The following is a 26,250-nucleotide window of genomic DNA, read 5'->3' as shown; positions in this document are numbered from 1 at the left end:
CTTCTAGGGAGTGGCCGCAGAATTACGGCAATGTAGGACGACATCCCATTAATCACCCATTTCGGTGAGGAGCCGTGAGGGCCGGGGAGATTGGGGCGTTATGCACCCTTACCGACGCTACGGTCACCGTCATGCCTGCCGACACCGTCTCCGTCACGGGTTGGGGCCGCACCGCCCCGACCACCGCCCGTCTGGTCCACCCGCGCACCTACGAGGAGGCGGCGGCGGCCGTCCGGGGGTGCGGGACACGCGGAGGCATCCCCCGGGGCCTCGGACGGGCCTACGGGGACGCCGCGCAGAACGCGGGCGGAGCCGTGCTCGACATGACGGGCCTGGACCGGATCCACGCGATCGACGCGGACGGCGGCACCGTCCTGTGCGACGCGGGGGTGTCCCTGCACCGGCTCATGGAAGTCCTGCTCCCGCTCGGCTGGTTCGTGCCGGTCACGCCCGGGACCCGCTACGTGACCGTCGGCGGCGCGATCGGCGCGGACATCCACGGCAAGAACCACCACGTGTCGGGCTCGTTCGCGCGGCACGTTCTCTCCTTCGAGCTGCTGACCGCGGACGGCGCAATCCATACGGTCGGCCGGGGCACGCCCCTCTTCGACGCCACCGCGGGCGGCATGGGCCTGACCGGTGTGATCCTCACGGCAACCGTCCGGCTCCAGCCCGTCGCGACCTCGCTGATGTCCGTCGACACGGAACGCGCCGCGGACCTCGACGACTTGATGGCCCGCCTCGCCGCCACGGACCACAACTACCGGTACTCGGTGGCCTGGATCGACCTGCTCGCGCGCGGGACGTCGATGGGGCGCTCGGTGCTGACCCGCGGCGATCACGCGCCGCTGGACGCCCTGCCCGCACGCGCGCGTAGGCACCCCCTGGCGTTCCGCCCCGCGCAGTTCCCGTCCGCGCCCGCCTTCCTGCCGGAGGGACTCCTGGGGCGCGCGACAGTGGGCATCTTCAATGAGCTCTGGTACCGGAAGGCACCACGCGCGCGCGGCGGAGAGCTGCAGAAGATCTCGACCTTCTTCCACCCCCTCGACGGGGTGCCGCACTGGAACCGCGTCTACGGGCGGGGTGGCTTCGTGCAGTACCAGTTCGTCGTCGGATACGGACAGGAGGAGGCCCTGCGCCGGATCGTGCAGCGCATCTCCGTACGCCGCTGCCCGTCCTTCCTCGCCGTCCTGAAGCGCTTCGGAGAGGGCGATCCGGGCTGGCTGTCCTTTCCCATGCCGGGCTGGACCCTCGCCCTGGACATCCCCGCGAACCTGCCGGGGCTCGGCTCCTTCCTCGACGAGCTGGACGAGGAGGTGGCCGCGGCCGACGGGCGGGTGTACCTCGCCAAGGACGCGCGGCTGCGGCCCGAGCTACTGGCCGAGATGTATCCGCGCCTCGGTGAATTCCGTTCCCTGCGACGGGAGTTGGACCCCCGAGGCGTCTTCACCTCGGACCTGTCCCGCCGCCTCGGTCTTTAGTCCCCTCGGTCTTTGGCCCCCTCGGTCTTTGGCCCCCTCGGTCTTTGGCCCCCTCGGTCTTTGGCCCCCTCGATCCTTGACCTCCTCCGCCTCCGGCCCCCGCGCTCCGCAGTCCCTCCGATCTCCCCTCGCCCCCGTCTCTGGTCGCACCAGCCCCTAGGAGCTGTCATGAAGGACGCCTTCGGTCTCCCCCAGTCCCTGCTGATCCTCGGCGGCACGTCCGAGATCGCGCTGGCCACCGCGCGCCGTCTGATCGTCCGGCGCACCCGCACGGTGTGGCTCGCGGGACGCCCGTCCCCCGCCCTGGAGCAAGCCGCCGAGCAACTGCGCGGGATGGGCGCGGACGCCCGTACCGTCGCCTTCGACGCCCTCGACTGCGAGTCCCATGAGACCGCGCTCGGCAAGGTCTTCGCGGAGGGCGACGTCGACATGGTGCTGCTGGCGTTCGGCGTGCTCGGCGACCAGGCGCGGGACGAGAACGAGCCCGTGTCGGCGGTACGAGTGGCGCAGACCAACTACACGGGCGCGGTGTCGGCCGGTCTGGTGTGCGCGCGGGCCCTCCAAACACAGGGACACGGCTCCCTGGTGGTGCTCTCCTCGGTCGCCGGCGAGCGCGCCCGGCGCTCCAACTTCATCTACGGCTCCAGCAAGGCGGGCCTGGACGCCTTCGCGCAGGGCCTGGGCGACGCGCTGCACGGCACGGGCGTGCACGTGATGGTCGTACGCCCCGGGTTCGTCCGTACGAGGATGACGGCGGGCCTGCCCCAGGCGCCCCTGGCCACCACTCCGGAGGCGGTCGCGACGGCCGTGGAGACGGGGCTGCGACGCCGGTCGGAGACGGTGTGGGTACCCGGAGCGCTGCGCCTGGTGATGGCGGCGCTGCGGCACGTACCGCGACCGGTGTTCCGGCGGCTGCCGATCTGATGATCCGGGACCGCCGGCCGGTGGGCTGCCGATCCCACCTCCGCCAAGGGGTCGTGCCGGCGGAGCCTACTGCCGGTCGCACAGGAGGATCCTGCCGCGGAGTGTCCTAGCGGGCCGGCAGCGTGGTGTCCCGCTCCGGGGCGCCCGCCTGAGGGGGCACCACGGCGCTGCCGAAGGCGAACTCGCGCAGCTTGCGCCAGACGCCGTCCGCGCCCTGTTCGTAGAGGGCGAACCCGGTGCAGGGCCACTCGGCCTCGTACCCGGACAGCGCCTCGTAGGCCCGGTCCATCGACTCGTCATCGATGCCGTGCGCCACCGTGACGTGCGGGTGGTACGGGAACTGGAGGTCACGCGCGACCGGCCCTGAGGCGTCCCGGACCTGCTTCTGCAACCAGGTGCAGGCTTCGGCACCCTCGACGACCCGCACGTACACGACGGGCGACAGGGGGCGGAAGGTGCCCGTGCCGGACAACCGCATGGGGAAGGGGCGCCCGGTGCCCGCGACCTCGACGAGATGCGCCTCGATCGCCGGCAGCGCCGAGTCGTCGACCTCCGTCGGCGGCAGCAGCGTGACGTGCGTGGGGATGCCGGAAGCCGCGGGGTCGCCGAAGCCCGCGCGCCGCTCCTGGAGCAGGCTGCCGTAAGGCTCCGGGACCGCGATCGACACGCCGATCGTTACGGTCCCCACGTCGTCTCCTGTCGTTGTTTCGAAGGTTCGCTGTCTTTGAAGGTCCGGTGTCTTCGCGCGGGCAGGGGTGGCTGCTCGGCCTGCCCGGCTTTCGACTGTACGGCGGTGCGGCCCGCCGGCGGCGGTCGTAGGAGTGTCGCGCTCGTCTCGTACTCACTGCCGAACGGGCTGTGGTAGGGGCTGCCGTGCCTCTGCGTACGACAGCGGTTTCGGCTGTCGTACGCAAAGGCCCCGGCGGTCAGTGCTTGGCGGGGAGGAAACCGACCCTGTCGTACGCCTGGGAGAGCGTCTCCGCGGCGACGGCACGCGCCTTCTCGGCACCCTTGGCCAGGATCGAGTCGAGCGTCTCCGGGTCGTCCAGATACTGCTGGGTGCGCTCCCGGAACGGCGTCACGAAGTCCACCATGACCTCGGCGAGGTCCGTCTTGAGCGCACCGTAGCCCTTGCCGGTGTACTTCTGCTCCAGTTCCTCGATACCGGTTCCGGTGAGGGTCGAGTAGATGGTCAGCAGGTTGCTGATACCCGGCTTGTGCTCCGTGTCATACCTGATGACGGTGTCCGTGTCGGTGACCGCGCTCTTGACCTTCTTGGCGGTCGCCTTCGGCTCGTCGAGCAGGTTGATGAGGCCCTTGGGAGTCGACGCCGACTTGCTCATCTTGATCGTCGGGTCCTGGAGATCGAAGATCTTCGCCGTCTCCTTGAGGATGTACGGCTTCGGGACCGTGAACGTCTGGCCGAAGCGGCCGTTGAAGCGCTCGGCGAGGTCACGCGTGAGCTCGATGTGCTGGCGCTGGTCCTCGCCGACAGGGACCTCGTTGGCCTGGTACAGCAGGATGTCCGCGACCTGCAGGATCGGGTACGTGAAGAGGCCGACGGAGGCGCGGTCGGCACCCTGCCTGGCGGACTTGTCCTTGAACTGCGTCATGCGGGACGCCTCGCCGAAGCCGGTGAGGCAGTTCATGATCCAGGCCAGCTGGGCGTGCTCGGGGACGTGACTCTGCACGAAGAGCGTGCAGCGCTCCGGGTCGAGACCGGCGGCGAGCAGCTGCGCGGTGGCGAGCCGGGTGTTGGCGCGCAGGTCCGCGGGGTCCTGCGGAACGGTGATCGCGTGCAGGTCGACGACCATGTAGAACGCGTCGTGGGACTCCTGCAGGGCCACCCACTGGCGGACGGCGCCGAGGTAGTTGCCGAGGTGGAACGAGCCTGCGGTCGGCTGGATTCCGGAGAGCACGCGGGGACGGTCAGAGGCCATGGGGCCATTCTCTCAGGTGTCGGGGCCCGGTCCGGAACTGGTCGGAAACAGATGTGACACAGGTGGGAACCGATCGGCCTCGGGCGGTGTAGCAAGAGTGTGAGGACGCGGGAGGGGGGCCGCATCGTCGTCGACGAGGCCGTGGTGATCGCACGCGTACGCGCCGGTGAGCCGGAGGCGTACGCGGAGCTGGTCCGTGCCCACTCGGGCATCGCGATCAGGGCGGCCAGGGCGCTGGGGGCGGGTGCGGACGCGGAGGACGTGGTGCAGCAGGCCTTCATCAAGGCGTACTGCTCGCTGGGGCGCTTTCGGGACGGCGCGGCGTTCAAGCCGTGGCTGCTCTCGATCGTCGCCAATGAGACGAGGAACACAGTGCGGACGGCGGTGCGCCAGCGGACGCTGGCCGGCCGGGAGGCCGCGTTCGCGGAGGCGGACCCGCTGATACCGGAATCGGCGGACCCGGCGGTCGCGGCGCTGGAGATAGAGCGCCGCGCGGCGCTGCTGGCCGCCCTGGACCAGCTGAGCGAGGAGCACCGCCTCGTTGTCACGTACCGCTATCTCCTGGAGATGGACGAACCGGAGACGGCCCAGGCCCTGGGCTGGCCGCGCGGCACGGTGAAGTCCCGCCTCAACCGCGCCCTGCGCAAGCTGGGCCGGCTGCTGCCGGACTTCGAACCCGGAGAGCCTCGGGAAGGGGGTGCTGAGCATGAGTGAGTCGTACGGAGAGGGGGACGCGGAGCCTTCCGGTGACCGGGGTCAAAGTGGCCGTGAGGGTGTCTCGCGCCTGCCCGCGGAGCTGCGGGCGCTCGGGCGTTCGCTGGACCAGCCCTGGGCGGCCGGGAGCGAGTCGATGGTCGAGCGCGTGTTGGAGCAGATTCTCGCCGAGCGGATCCCCGTCCCGGTGGCCGAGCCCCGGAGACCGGGCGAGCGGCTCCGGGCGGTGCGCCGCTGGGCGCGCGTGCGCTGGCGCGCGCTGACCGCGGGGCTGTGCGGTGTGCTGACGGTCCTCGTGCTCACGCCCCCGGTGCGCGCCGCCGTCATCGACTGGTTCGGCTTCGGCGGGGTCGAGGTGCGGTACGACCCGTCGGCGGTGCCCTCGCCCGGGGCCCGGGTGCCGGGGTGCGGTCCTTCGCTGACCTTGGCGCAGGCGGGGCGACGGGCGGGGTTCGAACCTCTCGTGCCCGGCGCTTTCGGGACTCCGGACGCGGTGACGGTGACACGCGAGCCGAAGGGGCGGCTCCGGATGAGTCTGTGCCGGCGCGAGCACGGGCACACGGTCCGGCTGGACGAGTATCCGGCGAGCCTGGACCTCGGCTTCTCGAAGACGGTACGGGAGCCACCGGAGTGGGTGTCACTGGGCGGAGACGAGGACTACGGCAATCCGGCGCTGTGGTTTCCGAAGCCGCATCTGCTGAGCTTCTGGCTGATCGACGCGGACGGCGACCGCTTCACCCGCTCCGAGCGGACGGCGGGGCCCACGCTGCTGTGGATGCACGAGGGCGAGGTGACCCTCCGGCTCGAGGGGGTGGCGTCCAAGGCGCGCGCAGTGGAGATCGCGAAGTCTCTGAAGTAGCCGGAATTCTGGTCGGTGGCGAGTGGGAACCCCGGCGGTTCGAGCGGTGTACCAGAAGTGACACACGGCGTGCGGGCGGGCCGCACGTGGATCGACCGGCTGGTTGGGGGTTCGGATGCGCAGGCTTCGTGAACTGCTCGCGTTGATGGGGGCGTTGGCGGTTTCCCTCGCGGCGATGCTGCTGTGGGCACCGTCCGCGATGGCCGGCGGCCCGACGAGCGTGCTGGTGGTCTCGCCGGAGAGCGCGGAGACCACGGCGTTGTACTACTCGGAGGAGGAGTACGGGCAGTTGATGCGCCTGCTGGGCGAGCCCGGCTCGGGCACGCGCGAGGAGCCGCCCGGGCTGGGAGCCGCCGGCGGACATCAGCTCAATGTCACATGGCTGGTCCATGACGTGTCGCCGTGGCGGGTCGACCGCGTCTATCCGGACTCCCCGCGGAGCAAGGACGTCTGGATACACACGACAACGGACCTGCCGAGTATGAACGGCTACTGGCACAGGGCGGAGCACCCGGCCCAAGTGCGGGCGCTGTTCAAGAAGCTCGACGTACTGGGCAAGCCGTCGCCCAAGGGCGGCGGGGAAATCTTCCCGGCCCCCTGGCAGACGCCGGAGGGCTCCCACACCGCACCCGCCCCCGCACCCACCGAACAGGCCCGCACCACGACCGCCGCAGGTGCCACGGCCGACGACGGCACCGACTGGTGGTGGGCGATACCGGGGGCAGCGGCCGGAGCGATGCTGGCCCTGGTGCTGCGGCCGCTGGTCGCCGGGGTACCGGGAGCTCGGCCTCTGGGCAGGCGAGAGCGCGAGACGGAGCCTCGGCAGGAGCTTCGGGACGTGTGACGTGCTGGGTGCGCGAGGGGACGCGGGACGCACGAGGGGACGGATGACGAGGGGACGGATGACGAGGGGGACGGATGAAGGGGAGCACGGACGACGGGGGCCGGATGAGGTTCCGGGTCGGACGGACGAGTGCGAGGTCATGGCTCCTGTCTCTGGCTTCCGTGGCGCTGGCCGCGCTCGGTGCACCTGGGGCCCACGCCTCGACGGGCACCGCTTTCTACGCGACGGCCGACACCCCGGATGTGGCCGTGGTCATCGCCGGTGACACGGGGCGGACGACCACCCTGCGCTCGGGGGAGGAGGACTTCGTACGGCTCTGGCGGTTGCTGTCGCCCAGGTACACGGGGACGGAGCGGGTGCCCGAGGCCTGGGTGGCGGGCCACTTCCCGAAGGTGCGAGCCACGGTGATCTGGGGGCTGACCGGGGTCGGGGGCTGGCCCCGGACCCAGAGGGCGCCCGGCGGCGATGTCGCCATCGAGCGCCAGGACCAGGTGTTCGTCGCCGCGGACGGGACGCCGTGGGTGCGCTCGGATCCTTCACCCGACGTGGAGGACGACGACATCCGCTGGCATCGGGCACCGCGCTCGGTATTCGAGCAGTTGGCGGAACAGGGGAGGCTGTTCGGCTCCGGAAGCACATCGATGGCCGACACGGACCCGCATGCGGTGGAGCGTGCGAGGTGGGCGATACCCGGGCTGGCGGCCGGCCTGGTGATCGGAGTCGGCGGCACCCTTGTGATACGCGGCGCGGCGGCCCGGCAGAAAGCTGCCGGACCGCCGCGGGAACCACGACAGGAGCTGATCGACTTGTAGCCCCGGTGAGGTACCGGGTGCGTCAGCCGAGGTCGATCTCCGGGTAGAGCGGGAAGCCGGCGAGCAGGTCGGTGGCGCGGTGGGCGATCTCGTCGGAGATCTTCGGGTCCAGGACGTGCTGGGCCTTGGACGGGCTGCCCTTGGCCGTCGTGCCGGGCTCGGCGGCGGTGAGGACGCGGTCGATCAGACCGGCGATCTCGTCCATCTCGGCCGTGCCCAGACCACGGGTGGTCAGCGCGGGCGTGCCGATACGGATGCCGGAGGTGTACCAGGCGCCGTTCGGGTCGGCGGGGATGGAGTTGCGGTTGGTGACGATGCCCGAGTCGAGCAGTGCGGACTCGGCCTGGCGGCCGGTGAGGCCGTAGGAGGAGGCGACGTCGATCAGGTTGAGGTGGTTGTCGGTGCCGCCGGTGACCAGAGTGGCGCCGCGGCGCATCAGGCCCTCGGCGAGGGCGCGGGAGTTGTCGACGACGGCCTGGGCGTAGTCGCGGAACTCGGGGCGACGCGCCTCGGCGAGTGCGACGGCCTTGGCGGCCATGACATGGGGAAGGGGGCCACCGAGGACCATCGGGCAGCCGCGGTCGACCTGCTCGGCGAGGGTCTCGTCGCACAGCACCATGCCGCCGCGCGGGCCGCGCAGTGACTTGTGCGTGGTGGTGGTGACGATCTGGGCGTGCGGGATCGGGTCGAAGTCGCCGGTGAGGACCTTGCCCGCGACCAGACCGGCGAAGTGCGCCATGTCGACCATCAGGGTCGCGCCGACCTCGTCGGCGATCTCCCGCATAATGCGGAAGTTCACCAGGCGGGGGTAGGCGGAGTAGCCGGCGACGATGATCAGCGGCTTGAAGTCACGGGCGGAGGTGCGCAGGGCCTCGTAGTCGATGAGGCCGGTGGCGGGGTCGGTGCCGTAGGAGCGCTGGTCGAACATCTTGCCGGAGATGTTCGGGCGGAAGCCGTGGGTGAGGTGGCCTCCGGCGTCCAGGGACATGCCGAGCATGCGCTGGTTGCCGAAGGCATGGCGCAGCTCGGCCCAGTCGGCCTCGGAGAGGTCGTTGACGTTGCGGACACCGGCCCGCTCCAGGGCGGGGGCCTCGACGCGGGCGGCGAGGACGGCCCAGAAGGCGACGAGGTTGGCGTCGATGCCGGAGTGCGGCTGGGCGTAGGCGTGCTCGGCGCCGAAGAGTTCGCGGGCGTGCTCGGCCGCGAGGGCCTCGACGGTGTCGACGTTGCGACAGCCGGCGTAGAAGCGGCGGCCGATGGTGCCCTCGGCGTACTTGTCGCTGAACCAGTTGCCCATGGCCAGGAGGGTGGCCGGGGAGGCGTAGTTCTCGGACGCGATCAGCTTGAGCATGTCGCGCTGGTCGGCGACTTCCTGGCCGATGGCGTCGGCGACGCGGGGCTCCACGGCCCGGATCACGTCGAGAGCGCTGCGGAAGGCGGTGGATTCGGTGGAAAGGGGCTCTGGCATGACGGCCTCCGGACGTGGCGTTCAGCGTTCACGGGTCGGCCCAGGCGCACGGCACACAGTTGCTGGAGCCGCTCCCCGATGGTCGGTCCCATCCCAGCGCGCCAGTCACGGCCCCGTCGATCAGCCTACCGGGCGCGCCGGACGGCCGGGTTCCCGAGTCCACCATGCGAGCGACGATAGGAAATAGGCCACAAGCCACCCGCCGCTCGCGGGCATCACTCCCCCGTGCTCGGGAACGCGCGCCCCTCGTGCCGCACGTCAAGAAACGGAGACCCCGTGACCGCTACGGAGACGACGAAGGCGTTCATCGCCTCGGCCGACGCGCACAGCGCGCACAACTACCACCCGCTGCCGGTCGTCGTGGCGACGGCGGACGGGGCCTGGATGACGGATGTCGAGGGGCGCCGCTTCCTCGATCTGCTGGCCGGATACTCGGCGCTGAATTTCGGACATGGCAACCGGCGGCTGCTCGACGCGGCGAAGGCGCAGCTGGAGCGGGTGACGCTGACGTCGCGGGCGTTCCATCACGACCGGTTCGCTGACTTCTGCCGGGAACTGGCGGCACTGTGCGGCATGGAGATGGTGCTGCCGATGAACACGGGCGCGGAGGCGGTGGAGACCGCGGTGAAGACGGCCCGGAAGTGGGGGTACCGGGTCAAGGGCGTCCCGGACGGCAGGGCGAGGGTCGTCGTGGCCGGCGACAACTTCCACGGCCGTACGACGACGATCATCAGCTTCTCCACGGACCCGGAGGCGCGGGCGGACTTCGGCCCGTTCACGCCGGGCTTCGACATCGTGCCGTACGGGGATCTGGCGGCGCTGCGCGAGGCGGTCACCGAGGAGACGGTCGCCGTGCTGTTGGAGCCGATTCAGGGCGAAGCGGGGGTTCTGGTGCCGCCGCCCGGCTATCTCCAGGGGGTGCGGGAGGTGACGCGGGAGCGGAATGTCCTGTTCATCGCGGACGAGATCCAGTCGGGCCTGGGCAGGACCGGGCGTACGTTCGCCTGTGAGCACGAGGGTGTGGTGCCCGACATGTATGTGCTCGGCAAGGCGCTCGGTGGTGGGGTCGTCCCCGTCTCGGCCGTGGTGTCGTCCAGCGAGGTGCTCGGGGTGTTCCGGCCCGGGGAGCACGGGTCGACGTTCGGGGGGAATCCGCTGGCCTGTGCGGTGGCGCTGGAGGTGATCGCGATGCTGCGGTCGGGCGAGTTCCAGCGGCGGGCCGCCGAGCTCGGCGAGCATCTGCACCGCGCGCTGGCCCTGCTGACGGGCACCGGCCATGTCACACAGGTGCGCGGGCGCGGTCTGTGGGCGGGGATCGACATCGCCCCGGCCTACGGCACCGGGCGGGAGATCTCCGAGAAGCTGATGGACCGGGGCGTTCTCGTCAAGGACACCCACGGCGTCACGATCCGGATCGCCCCGCCCCTGGTCATCAGCAAGGAGGACCTGGACTGGGGGCTCGCCCAGCTCCGAGGCGTGCTGGGGGCGTAGTCGGTTCGGGCTCTCGCTCTCGGGCTCTCGGGCTCTCGGGCTCTCGGGCTCTCGGGCTCTCGGGCTCTCGGGCTCTCGGGCTCTCGGGCTCTCGGGCTAGAGGATGACGTGCGGCAGGAAGCGGGCGCGGCCGCCGCCAGGCACATGTGGTGCAGTCACCATCGACCCGCGCCCCGGAAGGCGTCGTACGCGCTCAGCCGCCGGAGCTGCCCATGCCGCGGCCGAAGCCGCTGCCGTGGCCACCGCCGCTCGAACTGCCGGATCCCTTGCGGGGCTTGGTGAAGGAGCCGCCGTCGACCCAGCCGCTCTTCTTCTTGCCGCCGTAGTACCAGGAGCCGTTGGCCGACGTCTTGGTGGACTTGCAGTTCTTGTCGGCGACGACCTTGTAGCCCTTGGTGAGGTTGTAGCTGTCGCGGTCGACGCAGCGCTTGTCGGGGTCCGAGGAGCAGGCGGTGAGCGCCGCCGCGAGGAGTCCCATACCGCCGAGCTCGACGGTGCCTGAGCGCAGTTGCCGTCGAGTGTCTGCCATGTCCGCTCCCCCGTTGTCGCCGCTGTTTCCGAGCGGTGTGCGCGTGTTCTGTTCAGTTCATTCACCTGCCGAAGGTGATCAGATTAGAGATCGCTTACGGAAACCCCGCAGTGACCCCCCGCGATTCACCGTCCCCTACAGTCACGTCGTGCTCTTCGGAATGATGTGCGCCCTTGGCGCATCGGTCTGCTTCGGTACGGCGACGGTGTTGCAGGCGATGGCCGCGCGCGCGGCGGCCGACAGCGGGCCGGGCGGCGACACGGCGCTTCTGCTGCGGGCGCTGCGGCAGTGGCGGTATCTGGCGGGGCTCGCGCTCGACGGGGTCGGGTTCTTGCTGCAGATCGCCGCGCTGCGGTCGATTCCGATCTACGCGGTCGGGGCGGCGCTCGCCGCGAGTCTCGCCGTGACGGCGGTGGTGGCCTCGTGGCTGCTGCGGGTGCGGTTGAGCCGGGTCGAGTGGGGCGCGGTGGGGGTGGTGTGCGCGGGGCTCGCGATGCTGGGGCTTGCGTCCGGGACGGAGGGGGAGGTGGCGGGGTCCACCGCATTGAAGTACGCGATGTTGGGCACGGCCGTCGCCGTGCTGCTGTTGAGCCTCGTGGGCGGGCGGTTGCCCGAGCGGGGACGGCCGCTCGCGCTCGGGCTGGGTGCCGGGTTCGGGTTCGGGGTGGTCGAGGTGGCGGTGCGGCTCATCGACGACCTCGATCCGGGGGCGTTGCTGGGCAATCCGGCGACGTATGCGCTGCTCCTTGGTGGAGGGGCGGCGTTTGTGCTGCTCACCTCGGCCTTGCAGCGGGGTTCGGTGACGACGGCCACCGCCGGTCTGGTCATCGGGGAGACCATCGGGCCCGCGGTGGTGGGGGTGGTGTGGTTGGGGGACCGTACGCGGGAGGGGCTGTCGTGGCTGGCGATTCTCGGGTTTGCGGTGGCCGTGGCGGGAGCGCTGGCGCTGGCGCGGTTCGGGGAAGCGCCCGGCGAGGAGCCGTAGGGAGGCGAAACCTCCCCTGTCTCAAGGCAGCACCCGGCACAGCGCGTCCAGGGCGCCCGACCACGCGTGGTCGGGCGGTGTGCCGTAGCCCACGACCAGCGCGTCCAGGGGCTCGGGGACCGCGTCGGGATGGCGGTAGCGCGACAGGCCGTGGACGGCGAGACCCTGCCAGGCGGCGGCCTGGACCACCGACTGTTCGGTCCCCGGGGGGAGTTCGAGCACGGCGTGGAGACCGGCGGCGATGCCGGTGGCGTGGACGGCGGGGGCCCGGGTCGCGAGGGCGGCGACAAGGGCGTCGCGGCGGCGCCGATAACGGAGCCGGGCGGCGCGGACGTGTCGGTCGTACGCTCCGGAGGTGAGGAACTCGGCGAGGGTCAGCTGGTCCAGGGCACCGGTGCTCCAGCCCCCGCCGCCCTTCAGGGAGACGACCTCGTCCGCGAGCGACGGGGGCAGCACCAGCCAGCCCAGGCGCAGCGCGGGGGCCAGCGACTTGCTGGCGGTGCCCAGGTAGACCACGCGGTCGGGGTCGAGGCCCTGCAGCGCGCCGACCGGCTGGCGGTCGTAGCGGAACTCGCCGTCGTAGTCGTCCTCCAGGATCAGGCCGCCGGTGCGGCGGGCCCAGTCCACCACCGCGGCCCGGCGGTCCGGATGGAGCGGCACGCCCATGGGGAACTGATGAGCGGGGGTGAGCAGGACGGCTCGCGCCCCCGACAAGTCGCTTGTGCGCGTGCCCAGTTCATCGAAGGGAAGCGGCGTCGTGCGCAGGCCCGAGCAGTGCGCAAGGTTCCAGTGGACGTCCAGGCCGTACGACTCCACGGCGAGGGCGCGCAGGCCCCGCTGCCGCAGCACCGCGCCGAGCAGTGTCAGGCCGTCCGAGAACCCGGAGCAGATCACGACGCGCTCCGGGTCGGCCCGTACGCCCCGGGCACGGGAGAGGTAGCCCGCGAGGGCGGTGCGCAGTTCGAGGCGGCCTCGCGGATCGCCGTAGCCGAGGGCGTCGTGCGGCGCGGCGGCCAGCGCGCGACGGGCGGCCTTGAGCCACGCGGTGACATGCACACCAAGGACGCGCTCGCGGCGGGCGAGAGCGTCGAGCGGATCGTGCAGCTGAGCGCGTGGGAGGAGTCGGAGCACTTCTACACGGAGAAGGAGCTCGCGGCGATCGCACTGACCGAGGCGGTCACGGTCCTGACGGACGGATTCGTGCCGGCCGAGGTGTACGAGCGCGCCGCCGCGCACTTCGACGAGACCGAGCTGGCCCAGCTGATCGCCGCGATCACGGTGATCAACGCGTGGAACCGGTTCGGCGTGACCTGCCGCCTCGTTCCCGGGCACTACCAGGCGGGGCAGTACAAGTGACGGCAACCCCCGCGACGGCGCGGCCGACATCGCTCCGGGCGTTACGGACCACGGCGGGGAGCACGGAATGGTGAGCGAGGTCGTGAGCAAGGCCGCGAGGTTCCGTGCGCTGCACCAGGGCCGTCTCCCGGGCGAGCCGCTGGTCCTGCCCGGCCCTTGGGACGCCGCGAGCGCGCGGGTGTTGGCGGACGCCGGGTTCCCGGCGCTCGCCACCCCCAGCGCCGAGGTCGCCGCGTCTCTCGGGTACGAGGACGGGGCCACACCGGCCGACGAGATGTTCGCGGCGGTCGCGCGGATCGTACGGGCCGTCGACGTGCCCGTGTCCGCGGATGTCGAGGGCGGGTACGGGATCGCACCCAAGGAGCTGATGGAGCGGCTGCTGGAGGCGGACGCGGTCGGCTGTAACCTTGAGGACTCCAACGGGGGTGTCCTCAAGGACCCGCACGAGCACGCCGAGTGGCTGGCCGAGGTGCGGTACCCGGCGGGCGACCGGCTCTTCGCCAACGCCCGGACCGACGTCTTCCTCCGCGAGGTCACCGATCCCGAACGGGCCGTCGAACGGGCCGTCGAGCGAGCCGCGTCGTACCTCGCGGCCGGCGCGGACTGCGTGTATCCGATCGGCGCCCCGGCCGACGTACTGCCGCTGCTGCGGTCCGGTATCCAGGGACCGATCAACATGTACGCCCGGCCGGACGGCGAGGGCCCCTCGCCCACCGCACTCGGTGAACTCGGGGCCACTCGGGTCACGTTCGGGCCCGGCCTCCAGCGGCGGGCCGTGGATGCGCTGCGGGAGATCGCCGCGGAGACGAGGAGTTCGTCCCCGGCCACCCCATGACAGGGCGCCGCCGGGCCGTTACTTCGGCAGCCAGGCCTTCCAGACGTCCGGGTTGGCCTTGACCCATTGCTCGGCGGCCTTCTCCGAGCTCATCTTCTTGTCCGCGATCAGCGCCGCGACCTCGTTCTGCTGCTCGTTGGTCCAGTTGAAGTTCTTCAGGAACTGGGCCGCTTCCTTGTTGCCCTTGGTGAAGTCGGCACCGAGATACTTCTGCAGCGGGGTCTCGGCGTAGCCGCACTCGATCTTGGCCGCGTCGGCGTCGCAGCCCTCCTTGAACGCGGGCAGCTTCACCTCGACCAGGTCGAGCTGGGAGTTGAGCCACTGCGGCGTCCACCAGTAGCTGATGAACGGCTTCTTGGCCTTGTAGCTCTCCTTGATCTGGGTGATCTGCGCGGCCTCGGAGCCGGCGTAGACCGTCTTGAAGTCCAGGTCCAGGTTCTTGATGAGCGCGTCGTCGTTGGTGGTGTACGACGGCGAGCCTTCGAGGAGCTGGCCCTTGTCGCCGCTCTCCGCGGTCTTGAAGAGGCTCGCGTACTTGTTGAGGTTCTTGTAGTCGGTGATGTCCGGGTGCTCGTCGACGAGGTACTTCGGCACGAACCAGCCGATGTGGCCGGTGACGCCGAGGCCGCCGCCCTCGACGACGGACTTCTTGTCGTCGACGTACAGCTTGACCTTCTTCGGCGCGCCGCCCCAGTCCTCCAGGATGGCGTCGGCCTTGCCGCTGTTGAGCGCGTCGAACGCGACCGACTCGTCGAGCTGGGTGAGCTTGACCTTCGTGTCGAGCTCGTTCTCGAGGATGTACTTGGCGACGGCCGCGTTGGCCTCGGCGCCGACCCACGACGGGACGGCGATGGTGACCGTGCCGGAGCTGCCCGACGAGTCGGTCTTGGCGGCGCCGCACGCGCTCAGTCCGGTGACGCCGAGGACGACGGCGGTGGCGGTGGCGGCGCGGAGGAGATGCTTTCTGTTCTTCATGTGACCGTTTCTCTTGGTTTCGGACAGGCAGGGGTTTCTGCCGGACGGGGACGGACGGCGGACGGACCGCGGGCGGGTGCCGGGCAGGGGGCGGAGGGCGGGGGGCGGGCTAACGGGTACTGCTCCGTTTGCCCGGGCGCTGTGTGGCGCGGTCCAGGACCAGGCCGAGCAGCACGATGGCGACGCCTGCGGTCAAGCCGACGCCGAGCTGGCTCTTCTGCAGGCCGAAGACGACGTCGTAGCCGAGTGCGCCGGAGCCGACGAAACCGCCGACGATGACCATGGCCAGCACCAGCACCACGCCCTGGTTGAGCGCGAGCATCAGCGCGGGCCGGGCCAGCGGCACCTGCACCTGGCGTATCTGCTGGAAGGTGCTCGCCCCCATGGAGCGGGCCGCCTCCAGCGTGGCGGGGTCGACCTGGCGCAGGCCCTGCGTGGTGATCCGGACGACCGCGGGCAGCGCGTACAGGACGGCCGCGGCGACGGCGGCGGAGCGGCCCACGTTGAACAGGGCCACCACCGGGATCAGGTAGATGAACTGCGGCAGGGTCTGCATGGTGTCCAGGACGGGGCGCAGGACGCGTTCCACCAGCGGCACCCGGGCGGCCACCACGCCGATGGCGAAGCCGAGCACGAGCGTGACGACGACACCGGCGATCGCCTGCGACAGGGTGTCCAGGGAGTTGTCCCACACGTCGATCACGCCGACGCCGGCCATCGCCAGGGCGGCCGTGCACATCGCGCCCCAGCCACCGGCGAGCAGGGCGAGGACGGCGGCCAGCAGGACCAGCAGCCACCACGGCGTCGCGGTCAGGGTGTCCCGCATCGGGTTGAGCACCCAGGTGGTGAAGTTGTCCGCCCAGGTGCGGGTGCCGCCCAGGACGGGCACGCCCTCGGCCATGTGGCTGGTGAACCAGTCGACGGCGTCGTTGACGGGCTGGGCGATGTCCACGTGCCAGGCCTCGGGCCACTCGGGGATGAACACCAGCCAGCCGGCCACACCCAGCGCGGCGCCCGTGCCGGCCGTCAGGGTCCAGGCCCGCCAGCCGTGCAGCCAGGAGGAGCCGGCCGGGGCGGCGCCCTCGCCCAGCCGTTCACCGGCGACGGCGGTGGTGCGGTCCAGCCAGATGGCGAGCAGCACGATCGGGATGCCCGCGGCGAGCGCTGAGCCGACGTCCACGGTGGACAGCGCGCGGAACACTTCCTCACCGAGGCCGCCGGCGCCGATCACCGACGCGATGGTGACCATCGACAGGGCCATCATGATCGTCTGGTTGAGGCCGAGCAGGATCTCCTTGCGGGCCAGCGGCAGCCGCGCGGTCAGCAGCCGCTGCACCGGACTGGCGCCCAGAGACTCGGCGGCCTCCATGACCCCCTGGTCGGCGCTGCGCAGGCCGAGCGCGGTGAGCCGGGCCATCGGCGGGGCCGCGTAGATGATCGTCGCAATGAGCGCGGACGGCACGCCGATGTCGAACAGCAGCACCAGCGGCAGCAGGTACGCGAACGCGGGCATGATCTGCATGGTGTCCAGAACCGGCCGCAGGATCCGCTCGAAGCGGTCCGACAGGCCGGCGCCCAGGCCCAGCAGCGCGCCGATCACGGCGGAGACGGCGACCGCGACCGACATCAGGGCCACGGTCTCCATAGTGGCTTCCCACATGCCCAGCAGGCCGGACACCGCGAAGGCGGCGAGCGTGACGCCGGTGAGCTTCAGCCCGCGCTTGCTGCGCAGGCCGCCGATGCGCCAGGACAGCAGCACGGCGGCCGCGATCACCGGGAGCCAGCCGAGGGTCTCCAGCAGGTCGCCCACCCAGGCCACCGAGTCGTCGGCCCAGTTGCTCAGGTGCAGCAGGAAGTAGAGGAACACCGGGTTGGTGTCCCGGTTCTGCACGACCCAGGTGTAGGCGTCGTCCAGGGGCGTCTTGATGTCGACGGTCAGATCGGACGGCCAGGCTCCGCTCCCCCACAGCACGATGGCGAGCGGCACCAGCACGGCCGCGGCAACCAGCAGCGGCAGCAGCCGGCGCACCAGGGGGTGTGTCAGCGGCGACGGGCGCTCGGCGGAGGCGGTTTCCTTCGCCGGCTCGACCGGGGTCGGCGGCGGGGCGGGGGTGACGACGGCACTCATGCGGTCCACCCCCGGGTATGGCTGACCGCGGCGGTGTTCCTGCGTGTACGGCGCATCACGCGGCCGCCTCCTCGCGGTCGAGGCCGGCGACGACCCGCAGCAGTGCCGCGTGGTCCACAGTGCCCAGGCAGCGGCCGTCCTCCGTCACACAGGCGGCCTTGCCGGTGCGGGCGACGGTCTCGATGGCCTTGACGACGACCGTGTCGGGGGTGAGGGCGCCGGGGTGCTCGGGGCCGTCGCAGGCGCCGGGGCGCATGGCGGTGCGCACGGTCATGACCTGCTCGCGCGGCACGTCGCGGACGAAGTCGCGGACGTAGTCGTCGGCGGGCGAGCCGACGATCTGCTCGGGGGTGCCGAGCTGCACGATCTCGCCATCCCGCATCAGCGCGATGCGGTCGCCGACACGCAGCGCCTCGCTGAGGTCGTGGGTGATGAAGACCATGGTGCGGCCCTCTTCGTGGTGCAGGCGGATGACCTCCTCCTGCATGTCGCGCCGGATCAGCGGGTCGAGGGCGCTGAACGGCTCGTCGAAGAGCAGCACCTCGGGGTCCGAGGCAAGCGCGCGGGCGAGGCCGACGCGCTGCTGCTGGCCGCCGGAGAGCTGGCCGGGGCGGCGCGTCTCCAGGCCTTCGAGGCCGACCTTGGCGACCATCTCCGCGGCCCGCTCGCGCCGCTGGGCCTTGGGCATGCCCTGGATCTCCAGGCCGTAGGCGACGTTGTCGAGGACGGAGCGGTGCGGCAGCAGGCCGAAGTGCTGGAACACCATGGCGGCGCGGTGCCGGCGCAGTTCGCGCAGCCGGTTCTTGTCCATGGCGAGAACGTCCTCGCCGTCGATCTCCAGCGTGCCGGAGGTCGGCTCGATGAGCCGGGTCAGGCAGCGTACGAGGGTGGACTTGCCGGAGCCGGACAGGCCCATGACGACGAAGACCTCGCCCCCGCGCACATCGAAGGAGACGTCGCGGACGGCGGCGGTGCAGCCGGTGGCGGCGCGCAGCTCGGTCTGGGACAGGCCCGCGAACTCCGGGTTGCCGGGGACGCGGTCGGCCTTGGGGCCGAAGACCTTCCACAGGTTGCGCACGCCGAAGACGGGCGGCGTCCCGGCCGCGTCGGCAGGGCCGTTCTCCTTGCCGAGGTCGGGCTTGTGGGGGGTGGGTGTGCCGCTCATCAGGCGTTGTTCCCTTCACTGGTGACGGCCAGTAGCTCGGCCGCCTTCTCGCCGACCATCAGGACGCCGATCATCGGGTTGACCGCGGGCAGGGTCGGGAAGACGGACGCGTCCACGACTCGCATACCCTCCAGGCCTCGCACCTTCAACTCGGGGTCCACGACGGCGAGTTCGTCGTCGGCAGCGCCCATCCGGCAGGTGCCCGCCGGGTGGTAGACGGTGTGGTGCGCCTTGCGCAGCAGTTCGCCGAGCCGCTCGTCGTCGGTGACGTCGGGTCCGGGGAAGACTTCCCGCTTCAGCCAGCTCGCGAACGGCTCGGTGCGGGCGATCTCCCGGGCGATCTTCACGCCGTCGACGAGGGTCTGCGCGTCATAGCCGTCCTCGTCGGTGAAGTAGCGGAAGTCGAGGGCGGGCTTCTCGTCCGGGTCGGCCCTGGTCAGGTAGACCCGGCCGCGGGCGCGGGACTTGGGGATGTTCGGCGTCATCGACACGCCGTGCTCGGGGCGTTCGTAGCCCAGTCGCTCGGGGTTGTCGGTGAAGGGGATCTGGTAGAAGTGGAACATCAGGTCGGGAAGGTCCTGCGAGTCGTCCCGGCGCACGAACAGCGCGGCGTCGGAGTCCATCGCGGAGTTCCCCGGCAGCGGCCGGTCCGTCTCCCACACGATCACCGACTCGGGATGGTCCTGGAGGTTCTCGCCGACGCCCGGCAGGTCGTGCACGACCGGGATACCGAGGGCTTCGAGGTCCTTCTTCGGTCCGATGCCGGACAGCATGAGCAGCCGCGGCGAGTCGATCGCCCCGGCGCACACCACGACCTCGCGGCGGGCGCTGATCAGCTGCTCGGCGCCGTCCTTGGTGCGCACCCGCACGCCGGTGGCGCGCTTGCCGCCCAGCTCCAGCTTGTACGCCCAGGTCTCGAGCAGCAGCGTCAGGTTCGGGCGGTCGCCGGCCTCCATGTGGGGGTGGAGGTAGGCGACGGAGGCCGAGGAGCGCTTGTTGTTCTCCGGGTGGTAGGCGAGGTCGAGGAAGCCGACGCCCTCGTGGAAGGGCTTGTCGTTGAAACCGACCACCTCGGGGATGCCGGTGGCGGTCCTGGTCGCCTCGATCCAGTCCTTGGCGATGGCGTTCTGGTCCTTGTCGGCCACGCGCACGATGTTGTTGCGCAGCCGCGCGTAGTAGGCCTCCATCTGCACGGCGCCCCAGCCGGTGGCGCCCGCCGCCTCCCACTCGTCCCAGTCGGACGGCAGCGGCTTGAAGGCGATCAGCGTGTTGTGGGACGAGCAGCCGCCGAGCACCCGGGCGCGGCTGTGCCGGATGTGCGAGTTGCCGCGCGGCTGCTCGGTCGTCGGGTAGTCGTAGTCCAGCTCTCCGCCGAGCAGGCCCATCCAGCGGCGCAGGGTGAGGACGTCCTCGCGGTCGACGTCACTGGGGCCGCCCTCGATGACGGCGACGGTGACGTCCGGGTTCTCGGTGAGGCGGGATGCGATGACGGAGCCCGCCGTGCCGCCGCCGATGACGACGTAGTCGTACGTGTTCTCGTGCTGGGACATGAAGTGGTGCTCCTCTGGGGCGTGCAAGGTGCGGCGCGCAGTGGTGGTGGGGGGACGGGGGGCGGCGGCTTCAGCCGCGGAAGGGCTTCAGCCGGCGAACCAGCGGACCGGCTTCGGCGCGAGGTTCTGGTACACGTGCTTCGTCTCGCGGTACTCGGCGAGACCGGCGGGCCCGAGCTCGCGCCCCACCCCGCTCTTGCCGAAGCCGCCCCACTCCGCCTGCGGGAGATAGGGGTGGAAGTCGTTGATCCAGACGGTGCCGTGCCGCAGCCGTCCGGCGACGCGGCGGGCGCGGCCCGCGTCGGCGGTCCATACGGCGCCGGCGAGCCCGTACTCGGTGTCGTTGGCGAGCGCGACGGCCTCGTCCTCGGTGCGGAAGGTCTCCACCGTGAGGACCGGCCCGAAGACCTCCTCGCGGACGACCCTCATCTCGCGGTGGCACTGGTCGAGGACGGTCGGCTCGTAGAAGTACCCGGTGGCGGGCCGGACCTCGGACGGCTCGGGCCGCTTGCCGCCCGCCCGCAGCACCGCGCCCTCGGCCAGCGCGGAGGCGACGTAGGCCTCGGTCTTCTCACGCTGCTGCTCGGAGACGAGCGGCCCGCACTCCACTTCCTTCTCGGTACCGCGCCCGAGCCTGATCCTTTCGGCCCTGCGGGCGAGTTCGGCGACGAAGCGCTCGCGCACGGACTCCTCGACGATGAGGCGCGACCCGGCGGAACACACCTGACCGCTGTGGATGAAGGCGGCGTTGAGCGCCTGGTCGACGGCGGTGTCGAAGCCTTCCTCGGTGGCGCAGGCGTCGGCGAAGACGACGTTCGGGTTCTTGCCGCCGAGCTCGAGGGCGATCTTCTTGACGCTCACGGCGGCGGCCTGCGCGACCTTCGTACCGCTGATGAGGCCGCCCGTGAACGAGACGAGGTCGACGTCGGGGTGTTCGGCGAGGCGGGCGCCGACCGTGTGCCCCGGCCCGGTGACGATGTTGGCGACTCCGGCGGGCAGCCCGGCCTCGGCCAGCAGCTCGATCAGCGCGATGCTCGTCAGCGGAGTGATCTCACTGGGCTTGACGACGAACGTGTTCCCGGCGGCGAGCGCGGGCGCGATCTTCCAACTGGCTTGCAGGAGCGGGTAGTTCCAGGGCGTGATCATCGCGCAGACGCCGACGGGCTCGTGCACCACGACGCTGTGGATGTCGTCGGAGCCCGCGTCCACGACCCGTCCGCCACCCTCGCCCACGACGAGATCGGCGAAGTACCGGAACGCGTCGGCGACACAGTCGATGTCGACGCGCCCCTCCTCAACGGTCTTGCCCGCGTCGCGGCTCTCCAGGAGCCCGAGCTGTTCACGATCACGTACGAGGAGATCGGCGACGCGACGCAGAAGCGCGGCGCGTTCGGCCACCGGGGTGTGCGGCCACGGGCCCGTGTCGAAGGCGCGACGGGCGGCCTCGACGGCCGCGTCCGCGTCCCTCTCGTCACCCTCCGCGACCACGGCGAACGGCTTGGCATCGGCGGGATCGAGGATCTCGCGGGTGGCACGGGAGACGGCTTCGCGCCACTCGCCGCCCACATGAATGGTCTGTCGTGCCTGCTGTCCGGCCATGATCGGTGTTGCCTTCCGTTCCTGTTCAGTGCCCCTGCGTCACACGCGTGTCACCCTCGGGGGCCGGGAGCACCTGCCCCCCGGCCCCGGATGCATGCACAACCCGTGACCAAAAGTGCGCCGGGTCACTGAAAAAGGGTTGGAAATACGGCCAAATCACCCGAAGCGGATGTCGAGAGTGATCGGCGCCCCGGAGGAAGGGGACGCGACATTCCGGGAGAAGGGCTCCGACACGCCGCTCACGCATTTCCTCCGACCCGTGGACACCCCTGTTTCCTTTGACTAAAGTCAAAGAAATATGGAGCCAGTGTCAGCGAACCACGTGAAGGCGCTGCGGCGGTTCAACCGCTACTTCACGCGCCGCATCGGTGTACTCGACGATCACTACCTCGGCCAGGACCGGCCCCTCGGCGAGGCACGGCTGCTCTTCGAGATCGGGCACGACGGCGCCTCATTGCGGGAGCTCAGGAGCCGACTCGGCCTGGACGCGGGATACCTGAGCCGGATGATCCGGGCGCTGGAGGCGCAGGGTCTCGTACGGGTGAGCGTGCATCCCACGGACAGCCGGCTGCGGATGGCGGAGCTCACGCCGGCCGGTCTCGTCGAGGTCAAGGAGCAGAACCGGCGGGCCAACGGGCTGGCCGAAGGGCTGCTGAGCGGTCTCGACGCACGTCAGCGCGACGAACTCACCGCCGCCGTCGCCGTCGCCGAGCGGCTGTTGCGGCTGGCCGCGATCACCGTGGAGCTCGTCGACGGCGCCTCCCGCGACGCCCGGGACTGCCTCGCCGGGTACGCCGCCGACATCGACGACCGGTTCCCGGAAGGCTTCGACCCTGCCGCCCTCGTACGGCCCCATGAGGTGTCGGGGGACTCGGGCGCCTTCCTGGTCGCGTACGAGGAGGGGCGGCCCGTGGGCTGCGGGGCGCTGCGCCGGCTCGCATCCGGGGTGGGCGAGATCCGGCATGTCTGGGTGCGCCCCGTGGCCCGGCGGCTCGGCCTCGCGCGGCGGATCCTCCTCGGCCTGGAGCGGCAGGCCCTCGAACGGGGGTACGAGGTCGTACGGCTGGACACGCACGCGGTGCTCACGGAGGCGCAGGCGATGTACCGGGCATGCGGCTACACGGAGATCCCGCGCTACGACGAGAACGTGTATGCCGCCCACTGGTTCGAGAAGCGGCTGCCCCACGCCTCGGACCAGGAAGTGCGCGCGGCCGTCCGCCGGGGAACCGCTCACGGCCGTCCGCCCCGCCCGTGAACCACTCACGGCCGTCCACCCCACCCGTGAACCACTCACGGCCGTCCACCCCACCCGTGAACCACTCACGGCCGTCCACCCCACCCGTGAACCACTCACGGCCGTCCACCCCACCCGTGAACCACTCACGGCCGTCCACCCCACCCGTGAACCACTCACGGCCGTCCACCCCACCCGTGAACCACTCACGGCCGTCCGCCTATGACCTGCTCGCGCAGTCGACACCGGTGGGGCAGAAGGAGTTCAGGGCCGTGGCGAGCGTGCCGGTCATGTCCTCGCCCTCGGGACCACTGGCGTTGATCGCGTACAGCGTGCCGTCGACTGCCGTGAAGCGGTGGTCGATGACCTGAGTGGCTCCGTGCTGCTCGCTGTCGTAGCGGTAGGTGACCTCCGTCCAGTCGGGGCCCGTCCGCCGGTCCAGGAGCTGGTAACCCGAGAGCTGCTGCCAGATGGCCTCGGCCTGGTCCAACGACTCGGTCAGGGAGCTCTCCTTGACCTCGAACAGCATGAGCCTGCTGCTGCCACCGGGGGCCGTGTACGTGACGACCGGCGCCAGCTTGCCCTGGACCTCCTTGCGCGCCCACCCCTGCGGCACGTCCACGGTGTAACCGACGGGGTCGACCGCCCGGCTGTACCCGGGCGACGGCCCCGGGGCAGCGGACTGGACCGGATCGGCGTAGGTGTCCTGGTTCCCTGACGTGTAACCGTTCTCCGACGAGGGAGAAGTGTGCGTGGCCGTGACGGTCACCGCCGGCCGTGTCGCGCCGGAGTCGGCGTGCCCCGCCGAGTCCTTCCTGGTCAGCGCCCACACTCCGCCTCCCACACCACCCGCGAGGAGCGCCACTACGACGATCACCACAAGGAGCCGGCGCGAGTCCGCGGTCCCCCGACCGGGCCCGGACGGTGGTGGTGGCTGCGGTGGCGGTGACGGTACGGGTGCCGGAGCCGGGGGCGGATACCAGTCCGGTCGAACGAGCCCCGACTGGGTCGGCGCGGACGCCCACCACTGCTGCTCCGCGTCCGGCGGCGTCCCGCCGGCGCCGGCGGCATCCCGGGCTCCGCCGCTCTCGCCCCCGCCGGCACCGTCGTCGATCCACCGCTGACGGTCCGCGTCCCACCGTTGCGCCACCTCGTCGCCCCCGCTCCCACTCCGGTTCCGCTAGCCCGCGAGCTGCGCGATCACCTGCACCACGGCCGCCGTCGACGCCAGCCCCGCCACCGCCACGGCGGCGGTCTCCAGGCGCATGCGCAGCCGGCCGAGCCGCGCCGGATCCGCCCGGCCCGTTCGCTCGATCTCCCCCTGCACGACGGCGAGTTCGCCGTCGAGCCCGGTCGTGGCATCCGTCTCCGTGAGCAGCCGCAGATGCTCGCGCAGAGTGCGGACGGCGTCCAGGAGGGCCGCCGTCGTCTCGTCGGCGGCGGTCGCGCGCGGTGCCTCGTGGTAGGCGGCGCTGCCGTGGTCACCGAAGTTCACCGCGCTGCGGTTGATCCGGTCGACCCGTCCGCCTGTGCTCTCGCTCATCCCTGCTCCCCCTCGTGGTACGACGCGCCGCCACTGCCTGTGGAGACGGCGCTCTTGGTGATGCGTCCGACCGCGGTACCGCCGCTCATCTGCCCGATGAACTGGCCACCCGCGGCGACGTTGACGATGTGCTGCTCGAAGCTCCCTGTCTCGCAGCCGCTGCGCCGCAGCGCCTCGCGCACCCCGCTCGCGATGCGGTCCTGGACGGTCTTGATGTAGCGGCTGACGTCCATCTCCTGGAAGAGCGACAGCCGATCGGTGCTGCCCAGTTCCCGGATGGACACCAACGGCGCGTCGGGCGGAGCCTCTTCGGGACGGCCCAGCCAGACGCGCAGGCACTGGACGAGCGTGCGCAGCGCGGAAAGCCCTGCCACGACGCCCGTCGCCGGGGCGGACAGCAGCGTCCGCACCACCTCGCGCCCGGTCTCACCCTCCCGGGCGGCCGCGATGAGGTCCACCCGCCGGTACTCCTCGTCGATCGGCCCCAGCACGTGCGGCACGACCTCGAGGACCAGCATGCCGCCCTGCGTGTGCACGCGGACCAGCACCGAGACCACCACCTGCTCGTCCCAGGCGCCGACCCTGACGCGCAGGAAGTGACGGCGCGCCTCACCGCCCTCGTCCACCGCCCCGTCGAGGTGCTGCCGGGCCGACGAGGGCTCGTACACCCCTTCGTGCCGGCCCACGCCGTACGGCAGGTAGACGAACTCCTCCACCTCCAGGTCCTTGAGCCGGTCCCGGCTGGTGCGCGCGGCGGACTCGCGCAGCGCCTCGAGCTTCGGCACGACCAGATCGAGAATCTGACGGTTGGTCAGTCTCACCTGGGCCGGGAGTCCGTTCGTCACTCCGTCACCCAGGGGGTCCGGCAGGCTCCCGTTCCAGCCTTCGCGCGGCTTCTTGGCCGGAGTGATCTCCATCGCGAACGACCAGGGCTCGTAGGGCTTTCCGGCGCCGACGAAGGGCCGGTAGGCATCGTAGAGCGCGACGGAGGCATGCTGCTCCCAGGTGACGGCCTGCGCGACCCGGAGCTGACGCTCGCTTCCCCTGGGCAGCGCCACCGACGTCCGGGCGAAGGCATCCCGGGCCAGTTCGACGCGCATGACCTCGGCCACCTGGGAGCGGTGGATACCGATCACGAAGGTCAGCAGGAGCGGGAACAGCACCAGGAACGGATCGTGGCCGATCCCGACGAGGGCATAGCCCCAGTAGCCGAGTTCCATGGCCCGCGCCACGAAGGTGAACCCCCAGGCGGTCGCCCGGCGCGGCAGGTGGAGGCGGCTGGTCTCGGCCCGGCTCACGGCGTACATCGTCATGCCCCACCCGGACGCGGCCCGCGCGAACCACAGGAGAATGCAGACGGCCGCGTAGTACAGGACGGCTACGGCGCCGAACAGCGCCCCGAAACCGCCGAGTCCGGAATCCGACCGAACCATCTCCACCAGGAAGAAGACGACCCAGATCACGAGCAGCGCGATCCCGGTCGAGGCCTCCTTCCGGCGCGCTCGCAGCGCATGGGCCAGCACGGCGACGACGTCGACACCGAGCGACGGCGCCGCGGGGCGCTCTTCGTGCCCGATGAGTTCGTCGATGACCCGCGCCCGGAAAACCGTGTCCAGATGCGCCCCGGCACACAGCAACCGTGTGGCCTCACTGTGCGCGTACCGTCTCTGCGATCCCGCCATTGGGACCCACCCCCGCCGTGCTCCCCCGGCCACGCCCCCGTTTCCCCGGCGGACCGTACGTCCCGACGATAGCGAGGGTTACTCCCGCTGGACCCCCTTTTATGGCGACAAAGTACGTACGTTCGATACGTACTTT

The 26,250-nt window shown here is 71.1% G+C and carries 22 protein-coding genes, 2 pseudogenes and 1 riboswitch; of the genes and pseudogenes, 11 read left to right on the top strand and 13 right to left on the bottom strand.

Annotated elements, in window-relative coordinates; genetic code table 11:
- Positions 1 to 131: 131 nt before the first annotated feature.
- Positions 132 to 1,481: an FAD-binding protein gene (locus tag OG390_RS32090; protein ID WP_406172879.1), complete on the top strand. Its 1,350-nt coding sequence runs from the start codon at positions 132 to 134 to the stop codon at positions 1,479 to 1,481.
- A 168-nt stretch (positions 1,482 to 1,649) separates the two neighbouring features.
- A complete protein-coding gene (locus OG390_RS32085; RefSeq protein WP_406172878.1) occupies positions 1,650 to 2,405 on the top strand; it encodes a decaprenylphospho-beta-D-erythro-pentofuranosid-2-ulose 2-reductase in 756 nt (251 codons plus the stop codon).
- A 106-nt stretch (positions 2,406 to 2,511) separates the two neighbouring features.
- Here the strand turns inward: OG390_RS32085 and OG390_RS32080 are convergent, their stop codons facing one another.
- Both OG390_RS32080 and trpS read right to left on the bottom strand, forming a co-directional pair.
- Positions 2,512 to 3,093, bottom strand: a complete 582-nt coding sequence (locus tag OG390_RS32080) for a 2'-5' RNA ligase family protein (protein ID WP_406172877.1) — start codon at positions 3,091 to 3,093, stop codon at positions 2,512 to 2,514.
- Between the two features lie 238 nt (positions 3,094 to 3,331).
- Positions 3,332 to 4,345 (bottom strand): tryptophan--tRNA ligase, encoded by a 1,014-nt coding sequence (gene trpS, locus OG390_RS32075; RefSeq protein WP_406172876.1) that lies wholly within the window; start codon positions 4,343 to 4,345, stop codon positions 3,332 to 3,334.
- Between the two features lie 99 nt (positions 4,346 to 4,444).
- Between trpS and OG390_RS32070 the strand changes: the two genes are divergently transcribed.
- From OG390_RS32070 to OG390_RS32055, 4 genes are all read left to right on the top strand, one after another.
- Complete coding sequence (locus OG390_RS32070) at positions 4,445 to 5,059, top strand: RNA polymerase sigma factor (RefSeq protein ID WP_406172875.1); 615 nt, start codon at positions 4,445 to 4,447, stop codon at positions 5,057 to 5,059.
- Complete coding sequence (locus OG390_RS32065) at positions 5,052 to 5,918, top strand: hypothetical protein (protein ID WP_406172874.1); 867 nt, start codon at positions 5,052 to 5,054, stop codon at positions 5,916 to 5,918. The genes OG390_RS32070 and OG390_RS32065 overlap by 8 nt, the downstream gene beginning before the upstream one ends.
- 115 nt (positions 5,919 to 6,033) lie before the next feature.
- Positions 6,034 to 6,762: a hypothetical protein gene (locus tag OG390_RS32060; protein ID WP_406172873.1), complete on the top strand. Its 729-nt coding sequence runs from the start codon at positions 6,034 to 6,036 to the stop codon at positions 6,760 to 6,762.
- A gap of 74 nt (positions 6,763 to 6,836) precedes the next feature.
- Complete coding sequence (locus OG390_RS32055) at positions 6,837 to 7,574, top strand: hypothetical protein (RefSeq protein ID WP_406172872.1); 738 nt, start codon at positions 6,837 to 6,839, stop codon at positions 7,572 to 7,574.
- Between the two features lie 22 nt (positions 7,575 to 7,596).
- Here the strand turns inward: OG390_RS32055 and OG390_RS32050 are convergent, their stop codons facing one another.
- Positions 7,597 to 9,042: a glycine hydroxymethyltransferase gene (locus OG390_RS32050; RefSeq protein ID WP_406172871.1), complete on the bottom strand. Its 1,446-nt coding sequence runs from the start codon at positions 9,040 to 9,042 to the stop codon at positions 7,597 to 7,599.
- A 31-nt stretch (positions 9,043 to 9,073) separates the two neighbouring features.
- Positions 9,074 to 9,161: riboswitch (ZMP/ZTP riboswitch) on the bottom strand.
- A gap of 157 nt (positions 9,162 to 9,318) precedes the next feature.
- On the opposite strand from OG390_RS32050, the gene rocD reads away from it, so the two are divergent.
- Positions 9,319 to 10,533, top strand: coding sequence for an ornithine--oxo-acid transaminase (rocD, locus tag OG390_RS32045; protein ID WP_406172870.1), 1,215 nt, complete (start codon positions 9,319 to 9,321; stop codon positions 10,531 to 10,533).
- 193 nt (positions 10,534 to 10,726) lie between these two features.
- On the opposite strand, the gene OG390_RS32040 is transcribed toward rocD, so the two are convergent.
- On the bottom strand, positions 10,727 to 11,062 hold the full coding sequence (locus tag OG390_RS32040) for a hypothetical protein (RefSeq protein WP_406172869.1): 336 nt from the start codon (positions 11,060 to 11,062) through the stop codon (positions 10,727 to 10,729).
- Positions 11,063 to 11,222: 160 nt separating this feature from the next.
- Here OG390_RS32040 and OG390_RS32035 point away from each other — a divergent pair, with 160 nt between their 5' ends.
- On the top strand, positions 11,223 to 12,047 hold the full coding sequence (locus OG390_RS32035) for a hypothetical protein (protein ID WP_406177957.1): 825 nt from the start codon (positions 11,223 to 11,225) through the stop codon (positions 12,045 to 12,047).
- Positions 12,048 to 12,068: 21 nt separating this feature from the next.
- On the opposite strand, the pseudogene OG390_RS32030 reads toward OG390_RS32035, so the two are convergent.
- A pseudogene (locus OG390_RS32030) lies at positions 12,069 to 13,088 on the bottom strand (PLP-dependent aminotransferase family protein); the annotation flags it as partial.
- A gap of 6 nt (positions 13,089 to 13,094) precedes the next feature.
- Here OG390_RS32030 and OG390_RS32025 point away from each other — a divergent pair.
- Both OG390_RS32025 and OG390_RS32020 read left to right on the top strand, forming a co-directional pair.
- Positions 13,095 to 13,403 (top strand): annotated as a pseudogene (locus tag OG390_RS32025) (carboxymuconolactone decarboxylase family protein); the annotation flags it as partial.
- A 67-nt stretch (positions 13,404 to 13,470) separates the two neighbouring features.
- Positions 13,471 to 14,238, top strand: coding sequence for an isocitrate lyase/phosphoenolpyruvate mutase family protein (locus OG390_RS32020; RefSeq protein WP_406172868.1), 768 nt, complete (start codon positions 13,471 to 13,473; stop codon positions 14,236 to 14,238).
- An 18-nt stretch (positions 14,239 to 14,256) separates the two neighbouring features.
- Here the strand turns inward: OG390_RS32020 and OG390_RS32015 are convergent, their stop codons facing one another.
- From OG390_RS32015 to OG390_RS31995, 5 genes are all read right to left on the bottom strand, one after another.
- Positions 14,257 to 15,213, bottom strand: coding sequence for an ABC transporter substrate-binding protein (locus tag OG390_RS32015; protein ID WP_406172867.1), 957 nt, complete (start codon positions 15,211 to 15,213; stop codon positions 14,257 to 14,259).
- Positions 15,214 to 15,322: 109 nt separating this feature from the next.
- Positions 15,323 to 17,341, bottom strand: a complete 2,019-nt coding sequence (locus OG390_RS32010) for an ABC transporter permease (protein ID WP_406172866.1) — start codon at positions 17,339 to 17,341, stop codon at positions 15,323 to 15,325.
- A 55-nt stretch (positions 17,342 to 17,396) separates the two neighbouring features.
- Complete coding sequence (locus OG390_RS32005; RefSeq protein ID WP_406172865.1) at positions 17,397 to 18,506, bottom strand: glycine betaine/L-proline ABC transporter ATP-binding protein; 1,110 nt, start codon at positions 18,504 to 18,506, stop codon at positions 17,397 to 17,399.
- Positions 18,506 to 20,056, bottom strand: coding sequence for a GMC family oxidoreductase (locus tag OG390_RS32000; protein ID WP_406172864.1), 1,551 nt, complete (start codon positions 20,054 to 20,056; stop codon positions 18,506 to 18,508). Before OG390_RS32000 ends, OG390_RS32005 begins: the two co-directional genes overlap by 1 nt.
- 87 nt (positions 20,057 to 20,143) lie before the next feature.
- On the bottom strand, positions 20,144 to 21,655 hold the full coding sequence (locus OG390_RS31995) for an aldehyde dehydrogenase family protein (RefSeq protein ID WP_406172863.1): 1,512 nt from the start codon (positions 21,653 to 21,655) through the stop codon (positions 20,144 to 20,146).
- Between the two features lie 298 nt (positions 21,656 to 21,953).
- Here OG390_RS31995 and OG390_RS31990 point away from each other — a divergent pair, with 298 nt between their 5' ends.
- Positions 21,954 to 22,910 (top strand): GNAT family N-acetyltransferase, encoded by a 957-nt coding sequence (locus OG390_RS31990; RefSeq protein WP_406172862.1) that lies wholly within the window; start codon positions 21,954 to 21,956, stop codon positions 22,908 to 22,910.
- Positions 22,911 to 23,109: 199 nt separating this feature from the next.
- On the opposite strand, the gene OG390_RS31985 is transcribed toward OG390_RS31990, so the two are convergent.
- The 3 genes from OG390_RS31985 to OG390_RS31975 are packed head-to-tail and all read right to left on the bottom strand — an operon-like array spanning position 23,110 to position 26,114.
- Positions 23,110 to 24,039 (bottom strand): hypothetical protein, encoded by a 930-nt coding sequence (locus OG390_RS31985; protein WP_406172861.1) that lies wholly within the window; start codon positions 24,037 to 24,039, stop codon positions 23,110 to 23,112.
- Positions 24,040 to 24,069: 30 nt separating this feature from the next.
- Entirely contained in the window at positions 24,070 to 24,432 is a 363-nt protein-coding gene (locus tag OG390_RS31980; protein ID WP_406172860.1) for a hypothetical protein, read from the bottom strand.
- Positions 24,429 to 26,114 carry a hypothetical protein gene (locus OG390_RS31975; RefSeq protein WP_406172859.1) on the bottom strand — a complete coding sequence of 562 codons (1,686 nt, stop codon included), beginning with the start codon at positions 26,112 to 26,114 and terminating at the stop codon, positions 24,429 to 24,431. The genes OG390_RS31980 and OG390_RS31975 overlap by 4 nt, the downstream gene beginning before the upstream one ends.
- Positions 26,115 to 26,250 lie beyond the last annotated feature (136 nt).

The sequence above is a fragment of the Streptomyces sp. NBC_00996 genome, assembly GCF_045162675.1.
Taxonomy (GTDB): domain Bacteria; phylum Actinomycetota; class Actinomycetes; order Streptomycetales; family Streptomycetaceae; genus Streptomyces.
Note: the sequence above shows the minus strand (reverse complement) of the source record. Positions and strands in the feature narration are given on the sequence as shown.

Coding starts and splice junctions, on each gene's coding strand:
- OG390_RS32085 (WP_406172878.1), top strand. CDS start 1,650: ATGAAGGACGCCTTCGGTCTCCCCCAGTCCCTGCTGATCCTCGGCGGC.
- OG390_RS31980 (WP_406172860.1), bottom strand. CDS start 24,432: ATGAGCGAGAGCACAGGCGGACGGGTCGACCGGATCAACCGCAGCGCG.
- OG390_RS32035 (WP_406177957.1), top strand. CDS start 11,223: ATGATGTGCGCCCTTGGCGCATCGGTCTGCTTCGGTACGGCGACGGTG.
- OG390_RS31975 (WP_406172859.1), bottom strand. CDS start 26,114: ATGGCGGGATCGCAGAGACGGTACGCGCACAGTGAGGCCACACGGTTG.
- trpS (WP_406172876.1), bottom strand. CDS start 4,345: ATGGCCTCTGACCGTCCCCGCGTGCTCTCCGGAATCCAGCCGACCGCA.
- OG390_RS32020 (WP_406172868.1), top strand. CDS start 13,471: ATGGTGAGCGAGGTCGTGAGCAAGGCCGCGAGGTTCCGTGCGCTGCAC.
- OG390_RS32000 (WP_406172864.1), bottom strand. CDS start 20,056: ATGTCCCAGCACGAGAACACGTACGACTACGTCGTCATCGGCGGCGGC.
- OG390_RS31995 (WP_406172863.1), bottom strand. CDS start 21,655: ATGGCCGGACAGCAGGCACGACAGACCATTCATGTGGGCGGCGAGTGG.
- OG390_RS32005 (WP_406172865.1), bottom strand. CDS start 18,506: ATGAGCGGCACACCCACCCCCCACAAGCCCGACCTCGGCAAGGAGAAC.
- OG390_RS32060 (WP_406172873.1), top strand. CDS start 6,034: ATGCGCAGGCTTCGTGAACTGCTCGCGTTGATGGGGGCGTTGGCGGTT.
- OG390_RS32010 (WP_406172866.1), bottom strand. CDS start 17,341: ATGAGTGCCGTCGTCACCCCCGCCCCGCCGCCGACCCCGGTCGAGCCG.
- OG390_RS32065 (WP_406172874.1), top strand. CDS start 5,052: ATGAGTGAGTCGTACGGAGAGGGGGACGCGGAGCCTTCCGGTGACCGG.
- OG390_RS32055 (WP_406172872.1), top strand. CDS start 6,837: ATGAAGGGGAGCACGGACGACGGGGGCCGGATGAGGTTCCGGGTCGGA.
- OG390_RS31990 (WP_406172862.1), top strand. CDS start 21,954: ATGGAGCCAGTGTCAGCGAACCACGTGAAGGCGCTGCGGCGGTTCAAC.
- OG390_RS32090 (WP_406172879.1), top strand. CDS start 132: ATGCCTGCCGACACCGTCTCCGTCACGGGTTGGGGCCGCACCGCCCCG.
- OG390_RS32040 (WP_406172869.1), bottom strand. CDS start 11,062: ATGGCAGACACTCGACGGCAACTGCGCTCAGGCACCGTCGAGCTCGGC.
- OG390_RS32015 (WP_406172867.1), bottom strand. CDS start 15,213: ATGAAGAACAGAAAGCATCTCCTCCGCGCCGCCACCGCCACCGCCGTC.
- OG390_RS32050 (WP_406172871.1), bottom strand. CDS start 9,042: ATGCCAGAGCCCCTTTCCACCGAATCCACCGCCTTCCGCAGCGCTCTC.